Below are 14,085 nucleotides of genomic sequence, written 5' to 3'. Positions count from 1 at the left end.
CCTTGTTCTTGAAGCAACACTATTCGTCTATCACTTGTCAGCGACAGAACGACCAGCCGAGCCTAGATCCTGCATGGCTTCTTCGAGGCGAGCAATCATGCCCTCTTCGCCTGCACGCAGCCATTTGCGCGGATCGTAGAATTTCTTGTATGGCGTACCGTCTTTCGGATCCACCTGATGCTTGAAGGCTACCGGCTTTTCGTCGACTTTCGCGCCAACAGCCTCAGCAAAGGCAAACTGGATGTCGGTGTCGATGTTCATCTTGAACACGCCATAGGACACAGCTTCAGAAATCTGTTCTTTCGGAGACCCAGATCCGCCGTGGAACACAAGACTCAATGGTTTGTCAGCCAGGTTACGCTCCTTGGCAACCAGCTCCTGAGAATGTTTCAGGATTTCCGGACGCAGCTTGACGTTGCCCGGAGCATAAACGCCATGCACGTTGCCGAAGGATGCTGCCACAGTGAAGTGACCGATCTTGGACAGAATGTCATAGGCATAAAGCACATCTTCAGGCTGGGTGTAGAGGCGTGGATCGGCTGCATCGCCTTCTTCCAGCTCTTTACCGATGCCATCTTCTTCACCACCGGTGACGCCAAGCTCAATCTCGAGGCTCATGCCCATCGGAGCCATGCGTTCGAGATATTTGGCGCTGATCGCAACGTTGTCTTCCAGGGTTTCTTCGGACAGGTCGATCATGTGGGAGGTGTAAAGCGGACGACCGTTCGCCTTGTAATATTTCTCACCTTCGTCTAGCAGGCCGTCGATCCATGGCAACAGTTTCTTGTTGCAATGGTCGGTGTGAAGAACGGCACAGATGCCATATTCTTTTGCCAGCAGATGTACATGCTGGGCGATGGATACAGAGCCCAAAACACGTGCGCGCATCGCATCAGGAGCACCCTGACCAGCGAAGAACTGTGCGCCGCCGTTCGACATCTGAATGATGATATCGGATTTTGCTTTGGCAGCTGCTTCCATTACCGCATTGAGACTGTTGGTGCCGGTAACGTTGACGGCTGGCAGAGCATATCCACCTTCTTTGCATGCTTCCAGAAGCTGCAAATACTCTTCGCCGGTGATGACGCCCGGGCTCAATTTGATTCCGCTCACGCTGATCTCCCTTAAAGTTTCGAGACTAAATTAATTCTCGATAGTCAAATAAAACATTCCTTCTCCAACGTCCAGAAAATAGCAAAGAAAGAAGCAATATCGGTCCTATCGGTTAGTATTTTTCCTGTGTTAGCACAAATCATTGAACAGCTTCAATGTTTACCCGCAAACACAGAAAAGCAAATGCCAATCAGTAGCATTTCATCGCTTATGCCAGCCTTTTTACATGAGCTGACATGCAGATAAGGCAGACCGGGCTCAAGGATAATCCCGACCTGACAGTCTATTTACTGCATTAAGCAGCCATGGAACCGGGCAACAACCCTGTCGCAACGGCCCGATCAATGGCAAGACGCAGATCCGCATAGGTTTCCCTTACCGCCCTCTTGCGATGCCCAGGAAGGTCAATTCGGTCAAAAGAGCCAGGCACCTTGAGATAGGTGACGGGAGGATTGTAAGGAAAAATCGGACGCTTGTGCGCCCCTCTTGCCGGCTCAAACCCAACCACCAGATCAATGCGTGGCGAATAGGCCTGTAAGAAGATATCGACCGGCTTGGGACAATAATCCTCCGGCGCAATGCCATTCCCTCTGAGCACGTCGAACACATGCCTGTCCAGTCGGTCCGCAGGTTCGAATCCGGCGCTGAATGCACGCACGGCATTGTTAAGCCCCCGATTGAAATATGCTTCAGCCATGATGCTCCGATCATTGTTCGTTTCATCAAGGAACAGGATATTCGTTTGCAGCATGAAACCCTCCGTTCTGCCAACGCTCAGGCAGCCAACTAAACAAACTTTCCGACAACTCCATGACAACCCGAAAAGAATTGTCCTTCTCTCCTCCGAAGCAGGCCGGAAATCAGAAATGGTGTTTGGTTGACAATGTCACCACTCACATGGGCTTAAGCAGACAGTATTTCAAGAATTCAATTTTCTCATTTATTTCAATAGCTAAGATCGCGTAACCTCGCATTCTTGACACATTCCTGACAATCCACATTTGGACACTTTCGCTTAAAAACAAATGAGCCCAAACAAAAAACCGCCCACCAGATCTCTCTGGAGGGCGGTTCTGATTCACTCAGCTTCTAGCTTATAGCCAGAAACGACACACCATATTAAACAGCGCGTTCAAGCAGCATACGCTTGATTTCGGCAATTGCCTTGGCCGGGTTCAGGCCTTTCGGGCAAACCTTGGTGCAGTTCATGATCGTGTGACAACGATAGGCACCGAAGGCATGATCGAGTTGATCAAGACGTTCACCGGTATATTCGTCACGGCTATCGATGATCCAGCGATAAGCCTGAAGAAGAGCCGATGGGCCGATGTAACGATCGCCATTCCACCAGTAGGATGGGCAAGAGGTCGAGCAGCAGGCACACAGGATACATTCATAAAGGCCGTCCAGTTTCTGACGATCTTCATGAGACTGCAGCCATTCGGTGTCTGGAGCCGGCGTATCGGTCTTCAGATAAGGCTCGATGGAAGCATGCTGGGCATAGAAATTGTTGAGGTCAGGTACAAGGTCCTTGACCACCTTCATATGCGGCAGCGGATACACATTCACAGACTTGGACTTGCATTCGTCCATACCGAAGGTACAGGCGAGATTGTTTGCCCCGTCGATGTTCATGGCGCACGAACCGCAGATGCCTTCACGGCAAGAACGGCGCAACGTCAAGGTCGCATCGATGTTGTCTTTAATGTAGAGCAGCCCATCGAGAACCATCGGGCCACAATCGTCACGATCGACATAATATGTGTCGATCTGGGGGTTTTTGCCGTCATCAGGATTCCAGCGATAAACGCGGAATTCGGTCAAGTTGGTCGCACCTTCAGGCTTTGGCCAAGTCTTGCCTTCTTTAATCCGTGAATTTTTCGGCAGCGCAAGTTCAACCATCTTTTCGCTCCGTATTCGGGTCGCGCCCTTATCGCATCAAGGCGAGCTCGGGCTTTAATTTCGAAAAGGCCGGGCAACGTCATGCTGCCCGACTTGAAAGACATTAGTAGACGCGAGCTTTCGGCGCGATCTTGGCAAGGTCGATACCGCCTTCTTCCTCGGAAGTAAGCGGATCGAGAATAACCGGACGATAGTCAAGTTTGACATCGCCATTCTCTGCGACCCAAGCCAGCGTATGCTTACGCCAGTTTTCGTCGTCACGACCACCCAGAGGACCATCTTTATAGTCTTCACGAGCGTGTGCACCGCGGCTTTCCTTACGAGCTTCAGCACCAACGACCGTTGGAAGGGCGTTGATCATCAGGTTCTGAAGTTCGAGGGATTCCATGAGGTCGGAGTTCCAGATCAGTGACCGGTCGGTCACTTTCATTTCACCCATTTCGCCCCAAAGAGCAGCCATTTCCTTGCAGCCCTGTTCCAACGTTTCCTGAGTACGGAAGACGGCAGCATTGTTCTGCATGCTCTTCTGCATCTTCAAGCGCAGCTGAGCAGTGGTCTGAGAGCCGTTTGCATGACGGACCATGTCGAAGTTGGCCATGATCTTGTCAAAGCAAGCCTGGTTCGGCGTCGGCATCGGAGCTTCGCGGTCGATAACCTTGCCAGCCTTGATAGCTGCTGCACGGCCAAAGACCACAAGGTCGATGAGCGAGTTGGAGCCAAGACGGTTGGCACCATGAACCGAGGCACAAGCCGCTTCACCGACAGCCATAAGGCCCGGAGCAACTGCGTTCGGATCATCCTTGGTTGGGTTGAGCACTTCACCCCAATAGTTGGTCGGAATACCACCCATATTGTAGTGAACGGTCGGCAGAACCGGAATAGGTTCCTTGGTCACGTCAACACCGGCAAAAATCTCGGCCGATTCGGAAATACCCGGCAGGCGCTCTGCCAGCATATCCGGATCAAGGTGATCAAGATGCAGGAAGATGTGGTCCTTGTTCGGGCCAACACCGCGACCTTCGCGAATTTCGATGGTCATGCAGCGGGAAACCACGTCACGGGAAGCAAGGTCCTTGGCACTCGGAGCATAACGCTCCATGAAGCGTTCGCCTTCGGAGTTAACCAGATACCCGCCTTCACCACGAACACCTTCGGTGATCAGGCAGCCAGCGCCATAGATGCCGGTCGGATGGAACTGAACGAATTCCATGTCCTGCAGCGGCAGACCAGCACGGGCGATCATAGCATTACCGTCACCGGTAATCGTGTGGGCAGACGTAGCGGAGAAGTAGCAACGACCATAACCACCGGTCGCCAGAACAACCATTTTGGCGTTGAAGCGATGGATGGTGCCGTCGTCAAGGTTCCAGGCAACCAGACCTTCGCAGGTGCCGTCTTCGTTCATCAGCAGGTCAAGACCGAAATATTCGATATAGAACTCAGCCTTGTTGCGGATGGACTGACCATAAAGCGTATGCAGGATAGCGTGGCCGGTACGGTCAGCAGCAGCACAGGTACGCTGCACAGCAGGCCCTTCACCATAGTTCTGCATATGGCCACCGAACGGGCGCTGGTAGATCTTGCCTTCTTCAGTACGCGAGAAAGGAACACCATAATGTTCCAGCTCATAGACCGCAGCCGGAGCTTCACGCGCAAGATATTCCATGGCGTCGGTATCACCGAGCCAGTCAGAACCCTTGACGGTGTCATACATATGCCACTGCCAGCTGTCAGGCCCCATATTTTCAAGTGATGCTGCGATACCGCCCTGTGCGGCAACCGTGTGCGAACGGGTTGGGAAAACCTTGGTTACGCAAGCGGTGCGCAGACCCTGCTCGGCCATGCCGAGGGTTGCGCGCAGACCAGCGCCACCGGCCCCCAAAACGACAACATCATGATAGTGGTCGTGAACTTCGTAGGCACGACCATTGATATTATAAGTATTGGCCATCTGATCTTACCCTCCAAATGCCACTTTAAGCACCGCAAAGAAAAGGGCGGCACAGACGACGATAGCCGCGAAGCTGTTCAGGATCTTGGACAGCGTGCGATATAGCTGATTCTGGAAATAATCTTCCGGAATGGTGATAGCGCCCAGATAAGCGTGATATCCGGACACGGCGATAACCAACAGAAGGAAAATCGCGACAAGCGGATGTCCAACAAGCGCTCTGGCCTGCTCATAGTCAGATCCTGCAGCGGCCATTACAAAAATAACGAAACCGATGGTGAGGAAAACCAGAGCAAAAGCGGTAAGCCGGATCATCCAGTGATGTTCCGTGCCGTGATGAGTTTCACCAAGGCCACGAATGATTTTGGTAGATGTTTTCATTTCTCTCTCCCCGTCCTCACATCACAGCATAACCGATGATCCAGATAACGACCGTCAACAGGAAGCCGCCCAGGATGGTTGCGCGATAAAGGAATTCAATCTGGGGCTTCTCGATCATCACAGGAATATCCCACAGGAAGTGACGGATACCACCAAGCATGTGATGCATGAGTGACCAGGTAAAGCAGAACAACACAAAGCGCCCCAGAATGGAGCCCCAGAGGGTCTGCGCGGTTTCAAAAGCTTCAGGCCCGATTGCCAGAGCAATCAGCCAGTACGCCAAAAAGAATAAGCCGATGTAAGCACCAACCCCGGTTACACGATGGCTAATGGAAGTCGCCATCGACAGGGTGATCTTGTAGGCAAAGTTTTGGACATGGGGAGATGTAGGGCGTTTACCCTTCAGGTCGACGTCTGTCATATTTTCGGTCCTCGACAGCTGACACTTACGTATTACGTAAAAATAACCAGGTTTTGGTCTGCATGTCTGTTGTCATAGCGAGATTTCTGGATCTGGTCAAAGCGACCAACCCGCTAATTCGATGAATTTTGTCCAAACTGCGCCTAACGGACAGCATCACATTTGAACAATAATGCCATTATCTCGATCAAGATTAAGATCAAGTAAGCAATATCTTAGCGGACGTGACGAAACTTAATTGCAATAATGGGGATGATATATGATATTTCGCAAATCCTCCCGACTTTTGGCTAACTAGCCACAAGACATTTACAAAAAGACACACCAAGTGGCTCCCAACTGCAAACGCAAGACAGAATCCTGGTGTCTTTTCCTCCAATTGATTCCAGCAGGTCGGGGCCGAACAAGCCTCCCCTCAACCAAACCGGGTTCACCTTCTTGTACCATGTTCAGCGCGGAAGCACCAACCACAGATCCGTGTCCAGGATAACAGAAGGTTCATAGCCGGCCTCATTTTTCCCCGGATATGCACTGCATGGCGCGTCTTTTGTCGCATAGAGCCGGATTCGCAAGGCTCCTACGTCATCGCGAGCAGGTAGCGCCGCCTTATCAATGATCTCCGACCAGGCGAATACGGTTTCCCCGGCGAACAGGGGTGCGACATGTCGCCCTCCATTGATGGCAGCAATGTGGAAAGCATTGGATAACCCGTTGAAAGACAAAGCGCGGGCAAGAGAGATGACATGCCCACCATAAATGAGTCGGCGCCCGAATCGCCCCTTACCCTCAGTAAACTGGTTGAAATGCACCTTGGCTGTATTCTGATAAAGACGGGTCGCCATCTGGTGCTCGGCTTCTTCGACCGTCATGCCATCGACATGATCGATCCTCTCGCCCACCTCATAGTCATCCCATTTGTAGGGAGAGCCGGAGAGGTCCGTATCGAAGTCCTCGACATCGAGAATCGGCACAGCATCTCCAAGCGCATCGGGGGCCAGAGCGGCTGGCAGTGAAGGCACCGAGTCGTGCCCGGTCGGCACGGCGGGATCTTTTTTTCGCACCATTACCCAGCGAACATAATCCAGCACCGTGTCCCCGTGTTGATTGACCCCACAGGAACGCACATAAACAACACCGGTCTTGCCATTCGAATTTTCCTTGAGGCCAATCACCTCCGACGTTGCAGTCAGGCTGTCGCCGGGGAAAACCGGCACAAGAAACCGGCACCCGGCATAGCCGAGATTGGCCACGGCATTGAGCGAAATATCCGGTACGGTTTTGCCAAAGACAATATGAAAGACCAACAGGTCATCCAGCGGGGCCCTTTGATAGCCGATGGACCGCGCAAAAGCGTCCGAACTCTGCACCGCAAAACGGGAGCCATAGAGCGCGGTATAAAGCGAGGCATCACCCTCGGTCACGGTACGCGGCGTCGCATGCCGGATAACTTGACCCACTGAAAAATCTTCAAAAAAGTTACCTGGATTGGTCTTGCTCATTGTCCCCTCCCCTTACACACCACCCAAGCAGAGCGGCAGACTGTGCAGGCAATATATTGCACCGCAGCAAAGCTGTCATTTGGAGGAAAGGCGGATAGATAAGCAAAAGGGATGCCCCCCTTGGGCATCCCTCATATCACCACATATCAGAAAGAGACGAAGTCAGGCAGGCTTGGCAGGGGCATCACTTATGGATTTCTCCGAACTGTCCGCCTGACCGTGCACCCAATAGCCAGCAGCTTTCATCCATTGCAGCGGATGCCCCTTCTCTTCAAGAAAGAAGGTCCGAATCGCCTTGGCAACGCGTGCTTCAGCAGCAATCCAGATATAAGTGCCCTCGCCGCAAGAGACATCCTTGATGCTATCAAGGAAAGGCGTCGGACTGGCAGCCTTTTTCTCAGAACGATGAATCCAGTGCATCGTGAGCTCGGCGTCAGTCTGAAAATTCTGCTCATCCTCAGCGCCGGGGACAGTCGCAAAAGCTTCCACCTCTGTTTCTGGCCCCATTTCTTCCACCCAACGCCCCAGTGCAGGCAAACCCGTTTCATCCGCGATCAGCACATAGCGCGCGATATCCCCTTTGAGGACGGCAGAGCCGCGCGGGCCACCGATCTGCAGATGATCACCCGGTTTGACAGAAAGAGCCCACGCCGTCGCAGGTCCGGCATCATGCACAGCAAAATCGACAGTCAACGTCCGCGCCTCATTGTCATAGGCGCGCGGCGTGTAATCCCGCATCACCATCATGCCGCTGGGATCAGGCACAAACAGCTTCATGTGATCATCGGCCGCCAGACTGGTAAAATCTGCCAATTCCTCACCGATCAGCGTGACCCGGATCATTGATGGCGTCAGCCGCTCGACCGTCTTCACTTCCAGATCCCGCTTCTTCAGTTCATGGCGCACACGTTCAAGGATCGGGGCGGGGATCGGGGCGGGGATCGGGGCGGGGATCGGGGATTTGCTGTTTTCTGAAGTCATATTGTCATCACTCAATCTGTTTTTGAAATATCTGAACCATATCGGAAGCAAACAAGAGAATTCAAGAGTTTCCAACTCAACTTTTATGCATCAATGCCAGAAAAGCAGTCCCCTTTTCAACCCGCCATATCAATCCGAATGGGTATTTTCTACTATGCGGAGTGCCCAACCGAATCAGACATGCCTGGAGCGGGGTGCAACCAAACAAACCCGAGCCATCAGAGGCCCAGTCATGCCACAAACCAAGCCCCCCAAAGAATCAGCCACACCAGACACACACTCGACAGCGCAGGTAAGCCTTGCCCCTTTTGCCGAGGCTGATTTCCAGAGCTGGTTTGATCATTGCACCGAAGAATATGCCAAAGACAAGCAGAAAACCTTTGGATGCACACTGGAGGCGGCTCGCACCTTTGCCCAATCGAGCATGCAGTGCGCCCTTGCCGATGGTTTGCAAACCAAAGACAACCATTTTTTCAAGGTGATCGATGAAAAAGGCGACAGGATCGGCGCAATCTGGATTGCGGCGCAAACCCAATTCAATCAGAAGAGCGCCTTCATTTACGACATCGAGATTGAGGAGAACGAGCGCGGCAAAGGATATGGGCGCGCCGCGATGCTGGCTCTGGAAGCGGAAGTTGCCCAAATGGGCTTTCCTTCCATCGGCTTGCATGTCTTTGCCTTCAACGAGCGAGCCTTTGCCCTTTATCAATCCCTCGGCTTTGAAGTCACGGATTACACAATGCGCAAAAAAATACAGCCTCAAAACTGAGGCTGTTTTCTTTACTCTTTGGCTAGATAAGCGTCGTTCAAACGCAATCCGGTTATAGCTCGCCCAGAACCACGTCCCGGCTATACTCAAACGGCTCGACCAGCTTGGTCACCGCCTGCCCACATTTCATCACCCGTGCTTCGGCATCATAGGCGTAGCTGGGAGAGCCATGCAGTTCCCACCCCTTGGAGAGCGCCTCGGTGACCCGGTGACAAAAGGTGGCGTCATCCACGCCTGTGAGAAACCGGTATACTCTTTGTTTTTCGTTCATGACTATTCCTCATCCCGAGCCGCAATGGCTTCGGCAATATCCACCAGACGGCGGGCCATTTCCGCATGCAGTCGCTCGACCATTTTACCATCAATCGTCATGACATTCTTTGACTGATTCTCCGGTGCATCGAAAGCCTCGATCACCTTTCGCCCCCACGCCACGGCATCAGCGTCCGGTGAGAAAATGCGGTTGCAGTCGGCAATCTGTTTGGGATGAATCAGCGTCTTGCCATCCATGCCCATTTCTGCGCCCTGCTCGCACTCGGCGATGAAGCCATCCAGATCGTTGAAATTGTTAAACACCCCATCGATGATATCCAGATCAAAGCTTCTGGCTGCAGCCTGACAATTCATCAACCAGCCATAAACGGGGGCTCTTCCGGGCACTATTGCAACACGCGTTTCCTTGACCAAGTCATTGGTTCCCAAGACAAAACAACTCAAGCGGCGACCATGATATTCTTTCGTCGCCTCGGCGATTTCCAACGCACGCAGCATGCCTTGCGGGGTCTCCATCATGGCCCAGATCTTGATATCCTGATCGGCGCCTACATCATTCATCTTGCGCCCGACCATATAGACATCTTCAGCGCAATTGACCTTGGGCACAAGGATGGCATCCGGCTTGGCTTCAATCGCAGCAGCCAGATCATCCGACCCCCATTGGGTCTCCAGACCGTTGATGCGGATGACCACTTCACGGTGCCCGAACCCGCCTGCTTTGACGGCTTCGGCAACCTGGGTCCGAGCCACGTCCTTCATGTCAATCGCAACGGCATCTTCCAGATCCAGAAGCAGCACATCCACATCAAGGCTGCGGGCTTTTTCAAGAGCACGGGCGTTGGATCCGGGCATGTAAAGAGCTGTTCGGCGCGGTCTGAAAGACATTGAAATTTCTCCGATCTTCGAGGCAATATGCTGGCGCGCGACAACTTAAAACACAAACGCGCGCCTAGCCATCCCCTTCCTTAGGCCAACCTCCCCTTAAGGAAGACAAGAAGAAAAGCGGAACAGCAAATGAAACAGGCAGATCTCGTCATTATTGGTGGCGCAATCATGGGGGCTTCTGTGGCCTATTTCCTGAAAAAGGATCTCGGCTTCGAAGGCTCTGTCATTGTGGTCGAAAAGGACCCCACCTATGCCAACAGCTCAACCACACTTTCGGCGGCTTCGATTCGCCAGCAGTTCTCCACTCCGGAAAATATCGCCCTGTCCAAATTCGGCCTCAAATTCTTTGACGAATTGAAAGACCGCTTCGGACCAGAGGCCGACATCGCCTATCACGAAGGCGGCTATCTGCTGCTGGCCAGTGAAGAAGGCCTGCCTATTCTGGAAAACAACCATCGCATTCAGGTCGAGAATGGCGCTCCCATTGAATGGATGACCCCCGGCCAGATGGCGGACAAATTCCCCTGGCTCAATGTCGAGGATCTCGCCGCGGGTACATATGGCGCCAAAGGCGAAGGCTGGTTCGATGCCCACATGTTCCTTGATCTGGTGCGCAAGGGCGCCATTGCAGCGGGAGCCGAATTCATCAAGGACGAAGTCGTCGCCATGGAGAAGAGCGCCGACAAGGTAACGGCGATAAAACTCAAATCCGGCGAGACCATTGCTTGCGGAGCAGCTGTCAATTGCGCCGGCGCTGCGGCCGGGCATGTCTCCTCCATGCTGGATATCGCTCTGCCGGTCGAGCCGCGCAAACGCACCGTTTTCGTCATCGACAACAAAAAGCCACATCCGAATATGCCTCTCATCGCAGACACTTCAGGCGTCTATATCCGCCCGGAAGGCGAATTCTACATCTCCGGTCTGCCTCCCATCGATGATCCCGCCGCCGATCTTGACGATCATGATCCGCATTATGATCTGTTTGAAGACGTGGTCTGGCCAGCGCTTTACAATCGCATGCCCGGCTTTGATGCCATCAAAATGGTCAATGCATGGGCCGGTCATTACGAATATTGCACGCTGGATCAGAATGCCTTCATCGGCGCTCATCCAGAGCTGACCAACTTCTATTTCAATGCGGGTTATTCTGGCCACGGCCTCCAGCACGCGCCCGCTACGGGCCTTGCCATTGGAGAACTGTTCCTCTATGGCGAATATCGCACGTTCGATCTTGCGATCTTCGGATATGAGCGGATCGCCAACAACCAGCCAGTCCGTGAATTCAACATCATCTGATCGGCATCGTCGACAGCCATCAATAAAAGGTGCGGCAAAACCCGCGCCTTTTCTTTTTCAATCTCCCTTTTCAGTCTCCCTTGCCGAACAATGATTTGCAGTTTTTACCAATTGCAACAATCAGGCATCATGGAAAAATTCCAAAGAAGCCTGAAATAGTCAGCTAGCCAATATCCTTCGCGCCACAGATATCCGAGATTTCGACCATGCCCACCCCAATTGATCAATATACCCAAGACCAGATCCGCGCGGCACGAGAGACCGGCCAGCTCACCCACAAGAACCCGGCTGTGGTCGCTGCTGCGCAGAAGAGCGGCATCCCCATGGAACTTGATACGTCATGGGGAAAGACAGAAGAAAAGCACGAAGCGAGCGCATTTGAGGGCGCATCCAATGCGATTGATCGGGCGTGGCGCAAAATACCGCTCTGGTTCTATCTCGTACCCGCCATTCTACTCGGCGCCTTTCTGGCAATCAAATGGCCAGGACCTAACGACGGAACAAATGAAAGACTACTCGCCGCAGCCATCGGCTTTGTGGGCGGCGGGCTTCTCATCCCGGTTCTGCGCCTTATCACCAACACCGTTATCATCCTGGCGATCATCGCGGCGGTCATGTTCGCAGTCTATTTCGTCTATCGGGGAAGCATGTAATCCACCATCATCGAGCATGGCTTCCGGCTCTGTATCGATTAGCGCTCGATTTCGGCACCCGTTTTCGGCTATGAAAAGATCGCGAAGAACAAACCCGTCAGTGAATTCAACATCATCTGACGCAACCGACAAAGAGATGATCGCATGACCGACCTGATGGCCCAAACCGGCAATCCCAATGCGCGCGACGCCCCGTTTGTGGCAAAACCGGTCATCGTCATTTCATCTCATGTCATGGCTGGCGCGGTGGGCAACCGCGCCGCAGCCTTCACGCTGGAGCGCCTGGGGTTCCCGGTCTGGGAAGTCCCGACAGTCATTCTTCCCTGGCATCCGGGCCACGGCCCGGGCACAGTCCAGAAGATTGATCCAAATCTGTTTGCCAAAAGCCTTGAGGATCTATCCCGCCATCCCGATTTTGCCTCGGTCAGCGCCATCTATTCTGGTTATTTGGGGTCGTTTGAACAGGTCGCAGCCATTGCCACGCTCGTTGACAAATACAAACAAGCCAATCCGGAAGGCCTCTATTTCTGCGACCCTGTGGTCGGCGACAAGGGCGGCCTCTATATGGCCGAGCCGATCGCCGTTGCCATCCGCGATGAGCTGATCCCGCGTGCGGACATCATTTCACCCAACCGCTTTGAGCTCAACTGGCTCACCAACACTGCCGAAGAAAACAATGTCGGCCTCATCGAACAGGCCGAAAAGCTGGGACGCAAGACGACGCTGATCACCAGCGCCTTCGCCCTGATGCGCAATTCCATCGCCAACCTGCTCATTCAACAGGGCACGGCCGAGAAGCAGCCTTTGCCGATCATGTGCGAACATCCCGCCATTCCCAATCCGCAGAATGGCACCGGCGACATGATGGCCAGCCTGTTTCTGGGCCATAAGCTGGCTGGCGCGTCCGATGAAATGGCGCTCAAAAAAGCTTCAAGCGGTGTATTGGAAGTTGTCACCCGGTCAGCCAATCTGGGTTACAGGGATTTGGAAGTAGCGCGCTTTGCAGACCGCTTCCACTCCCCCATGGCCATGGTCAACATGCGCCAGATCGGTGCCGGGCCAAAGCTGACGACAGTGAGACGGGCCCCCAAAAAACCGAAGCAGTAGGACTGAGGCGGGCCTTTTCCCCCATATTTTCAGCATACCGGCTTTGACAGACCAAAAAAATCGCGCAGACTCGCGCAACAACTCTTGATTTTTTATGCGCCCGGCGCGAGATGTCATACGGAAAAACCAGTATGCGATGAAAAGAGGATATGATGGCCCAGTTACCTGACCGCTTGCTTGAAGGCTATGCCGAGTTCAAAAAGGGACGCTTCCCCACCGAACAGGGGCGGTATGAAAAACTGGCCGAAAAAGGCCAGAGCCCGAACATTATGCTCGTTGGTTGTTGCGACAGCCGTGCAGCTCCGGAAATCATCTTCGATTCGGGACCGGGCGAAATCTTTGTCATGCGCAACGTGGCCAACATCGTGCCGCACAAATCCTCTCAGGATGATGGCATCCACGGCACCACGGCAGCGTTGGAATTCGCCGTCAACGGTCTCAAGGTCGAACATATCGTCATCATGGGCCACGGGCGCTGCGGTGGCGTGAAAAGCTACATTTCCGCTGGCGATTCCGAACCCCTGTCCGAGAGCAACTATATCGGCAAATGGTCTGGCCAGCTACAGGCTGCCGACAACCCGATCCGCTACAAGGCGCTCAATCGCCCCGATCTGGATCATGGCGGGCTGCTGGAACGCTCATCAATCATCCATTCGCTGGAAAATCTCTATTCCTACGATTTTGTCAAAACCCGCGTGCTGGAAGGCAACCTGACCCTGCATGGCGCATGGTTCGACATCTCGACAGGCGAACTGGAATATTACGAAGAAGAACAGGGCACCTTCCTGAAGGTCTAAACCCTTCCCTTCTTAATAAGACGTCTCATCAAAAAAACCGGCCTGGTGCGAACC

General features: G+C 53.3%; 15 protein-coding genes. 5 read left to right on the top strand and 10 right to left on the bottom strand.

Annotation, left to right across the window (positions count from 1 at the left end):
• Window positions 1-30: 30 nt before the first annotated feature.
• The 8 genes from fbaA to BM258_RS18030 all read right to left on the bottom strand — a co-directional run bounded on the left by fbaA (window position 31) and on the right by BM258_RS18030 (window position 8,248).
• Complete coding sequence (fbaA, locus tag BM258_RS18065) at window positions 31-1,113, bottom strand: class II fructose-bisphosphate aldolase (RefSeq protein ID WP_090074632.1); 1,083 nt, start codon at window positions 1,111-1,113, stop codon at window positions 31-33.
• Between the two features lie 295 nt (window positions 1,114-1,408).
• Window positions 1,409-1,864 carry an arsenate-mycothiol transferase ArsC gene (locus BM258_RS18060; protein ID WP_090074631.1) on the bottom strand — a complete coding sequence of 152 codons (456 nt, stop codon included), beginning with the start codon at window positions 1,862-1,864 and terminating at the stop codon, window positions 1,409-1,411.
• 368 nt (window positions 1,865-2,232) lie between these two features.
• Window positions 2,233-3,015, bottom strand: coding sequence for a succinate dehydrogenase iron-sulfur subunit (locus BM258_RS18055; protein ID WP_090074630.1), 783 nt, complete (start codon window positions 3,013-3,015; stop codon window positions 2,233-2,235).
• A gap of 103 nt (window positions 3,016-3,118) precedes the next feature.
• Window positions 3,119-4,966, bottom strand: coding sequence for a succinate dehydrogenase flavoprotein subunit (sdhA, locus tag BM258_RS18050; RefSeq protein ID WP_090074629.1), 1,848 nt, complete (start codon window positions 4,964-4,966; stop codon window positions 3,119-3,121).
• Window positions 4,967-4,972: 6 nt separating this feature from the next.
• Window positions 4,973-5,347 (bottom strand): succinate dehydrogenase, hydrophobic membrane anchor protein, encoded by a 375-nt coding sequence (gene sdhD / locus BM258_RS18045; RefSeq protein WP_090074628.1) that lies wholly within the window; start codon window positions 5,345-5,347, stop codon window positions 4,973-4,975.
• A gap of 16 nt (window positions 5,348-5,363) precedes the next feature.
• Window positions 5,364-5,768 carry a succinate dehydrogenase, cytochrome b556 subunit gene (gene sdhC / locus BM258_RS18040; RefSeq protein ID WP_090074627.1) on the bottom strand — a complete coding sequence of 135 codons (405 nt, stop codon included), beginning with the start codon at window positions 5,766-5,768 and terminating at the stop codon, window positions 5,364-5,366.
• Window positions 5,769-6,217: 449 nt separating this feature from the next.
• Complete coding sequence (locus BM258_RS18035; RefSeq protein ID WP_090074626.1) at window positions 6,218-7,267, bottom strand: MaoC family dehydratase; 1,050 nt, start codon at window positions 7,265-7,267, stop codon at window positions 6,218-6,220.
• A 162-nt stretch (window positions 7,268-7,429) separates the two neighbouring features.
• On the bottom strand, window positions 7,430-8,248 hold the full coding sequence (locus BM258_RS18030; protein ID WP_090074625.1) for a siderophore-interacting protein: 819 nt from the start codon (window positions 8,246-8,248) through the stop codon (window positions 7,430-7,432).
• A gap of 232 nt (window positions 8,249-8,480) precedes the next feature.
• Between BM258_RS18030 and BM258_RS18025 the strand changes: the two genes are divergently transcribed.
• Window positions 8,481-9,017: a GNAT family N-acetyltransferase gene (locus BM258_RS18025; RefSeq protein ID WP_175528148.1), complete on the top strand. Its 537-nt coding sequence runs from the start codon at window positions 8,481-8,483 to the stop codon at window positions 9,015-9,017.
• 52 nt (window positions 9,018-9,069) lie between these two features.
• Here BM258_RS18025 and BM258_RS18020 read toward each other — a convergent pair whose 3' ends face one another.
• Complete coding sequence (locus BM258_RS18020; RefSeq protein WP_090074623.1) at window positions 9,070-9,288, bottom strand: DUF1737 domain-containing protein; 219 nt, start codon at window positions 9,286-9,288, stop codon at window positions 9,070-9,072.
• Between the two features lie 2 nt (window positions 9,289-9,290).
• The gene (locus tag BM258_RS18015; RefSeq protein ID WP_210186798.1) at window positions 9,291-10,178 is read right to left on the bottom strand and encodes an HpcH/HpaI aldolase/citrate lyase family protein; all 888 of its coding nucleotides are present in this window, start codon (window positions 10,176-10,178) and stop codon (window positions 9,291-9,293) included.
• Window positions 10,179-10,307: 129 nt separating this feature from the next.
• Here BM258_RS18015 and BM258_RS18010 point away from each other — a divergent pair, with 129 nt between their 5' ends.
• From BM258_RS18010 to BM258_RS17995, 4 genes are all read left to right on the top strand, one after another.
• The gene (locus BM258_RS18010) at window positions 10,308-11,474 is read left to right on the top strand and encodes an NAD(P)/FAD-dependent oxidoreductase (RefSeq protein WP_090074622.1); all 1,167 of its coding nucleotides are present in this window, start codon (window positions 10,308-10,310) and stop codon (window positions 11,472-11,474) included.
• Window positions 11,475-11,680: 206 nt separating this feature from the next.
• Window positions 11,681-12,127 (top strand): hypothetical protein, encoded by a 447-nt coding sequence (locus BM258_RS18005; RefSeq protein ID WP_090074621.1) that lies wholly within the window; start codon window positions 11,681-11,683, stop codon window positions 12,125-12,127.
• 144 nt (window positions 12,128-12,271) lie between these two features.
• On the top strand, window positions 12,272-13,234 hold the full coding sequence (pdxY, locus tag BM258_RS18000; protein WP_244544760.1) for a pyridoxal kinase: 963 nt from the start codon (window positions 12,272-12,274) through the stop codon (window positions 13,232-13,234).
• A gap of 152 nt (window positions 13,235-13,386) precedes the next feature.
• Window positions 13,387-14,031 (top strand): carbonic anhydrase, encoded by a 645-nt coding sequence (locus tag BM258_RS17995; RefSeq protein WP_090074691.1) that lies wholly within the window; start codon window positions 13,387-13,389, stop codon window positions 14,029-14,031.
• Window positions 14,032-14,085: the final 54 nt, after the last annotated feature.

It is taken from the genome of Cohaesibacter marisflavi (assembly GCF_900115225.1).
Classification (GTDB): domain Bacteria; phylum Pseudomonadota; class Alphaproteobacteria; order Rhizobiales; family Cohaesibacteraceae; genus Cohaesibacter; species Cohaesibacter marisflavi.
The sequence above is the reverse complement of the archived record's forward strand: the minus strand, read 5'-3'. Positions and strand labels throughout refer to the sequence as shown.

Bases quoted from the DNA above. Each gene is read 5' to 3' on its own strand.
- sdhC (WP_090074627.1), bottom strand. From the start codon at position 5,768: ATGACAGACGTCGACCTGAAGGGTAAACGCCCTACATCTCCCCATGTC.
- BM258_RS18035 (WP_090074626.1), bottom strand. From the start codon at position 7,267: ATGAGCAAGACCAATCCAGGTAACTTTTTTGAAGATTTTTCAGTGGGT.
- BM258_RS18025 (WP_175528148.1), top strand. From the start codon at position 8,481: ATGCCACAAACCAAGCCCCCCAAAGAATCAGCCACACCAGACACACAC.
- BM258_RS18005 (WP_090074621.1), top strand. From the start codon at position 11,681: ATGCCCACCCCAATTGATCAATATACCCAAGACCAGATCCGCGCGGCA.
- sdhA (WP_090074629.1), bottom strand. From the start codon at position 4,966: ATGGCCAATACTTATAATATCAATGGTCGTGCCTACGAAGTTCACGAC.
- BM258_RS18060 (WP_090074631.1), bottom strand. From the start codon at position 1,864: ATGCTGCAAACGAATATCCTGTTCCTTGATGAAACGAACAATGATCGG.
- BM258_RS18020 (WP_090074623.1), bottom strand. From the start codon at position 9,288: ATGAACGAAAAACAAAGAGTATACCGGTTTCTCACAGGCGTGGATGAC.
- BM258_RS18055 (WP_090074630.1), bottom strand. From the start codon at position 3,015: ATGGTTGAACTTGCGCTGCCGAAAAATTCACGGATTAAAGAAGGCAAG.
- BM258_RS18010 (WP_090074622.1), top strand. From the start codon at position 10,308: ATGAAACAGGCAGATCTCGTCATTATTGGTGGCGCAATCATGGGGGCT.
- BM258_RS18030 (WP_090074625.1), bottom strand. From the start codon at position 8,248: ATGACTTCAGAAAACAGCAAATCCCCGATCCCCGCCCCGATCCCCGCC.
- sdhD (WP_090074628.1), bottom strand. From the start codon at position 5,347: ATGAAAACATCTACCAAAATCATTCGTGGCCTTGGTGAAACTCATCAC.
- pdxY (WP_244544760.1), top strand. From the start codon at position 12,272: ATGACCGACCTGATGGCCCAAACCGGCAATCCCAATGCGCGCGACGCC.
- BM258_RS17995 (WP_090074691.1), top strand. From the start codon at position 13,387: ATGGCCCAGTTACCTGACCGCTTGCTTGAAGGCTATGCCGAGTTCAAA.
- BM258_RS18015 (WP_210186798.1), bottom strand. From the start codon at position 10,178: ATGTCTTTCAGACCGCGCCGAACAGCTCTTTACATGCCCGGATCCAAC.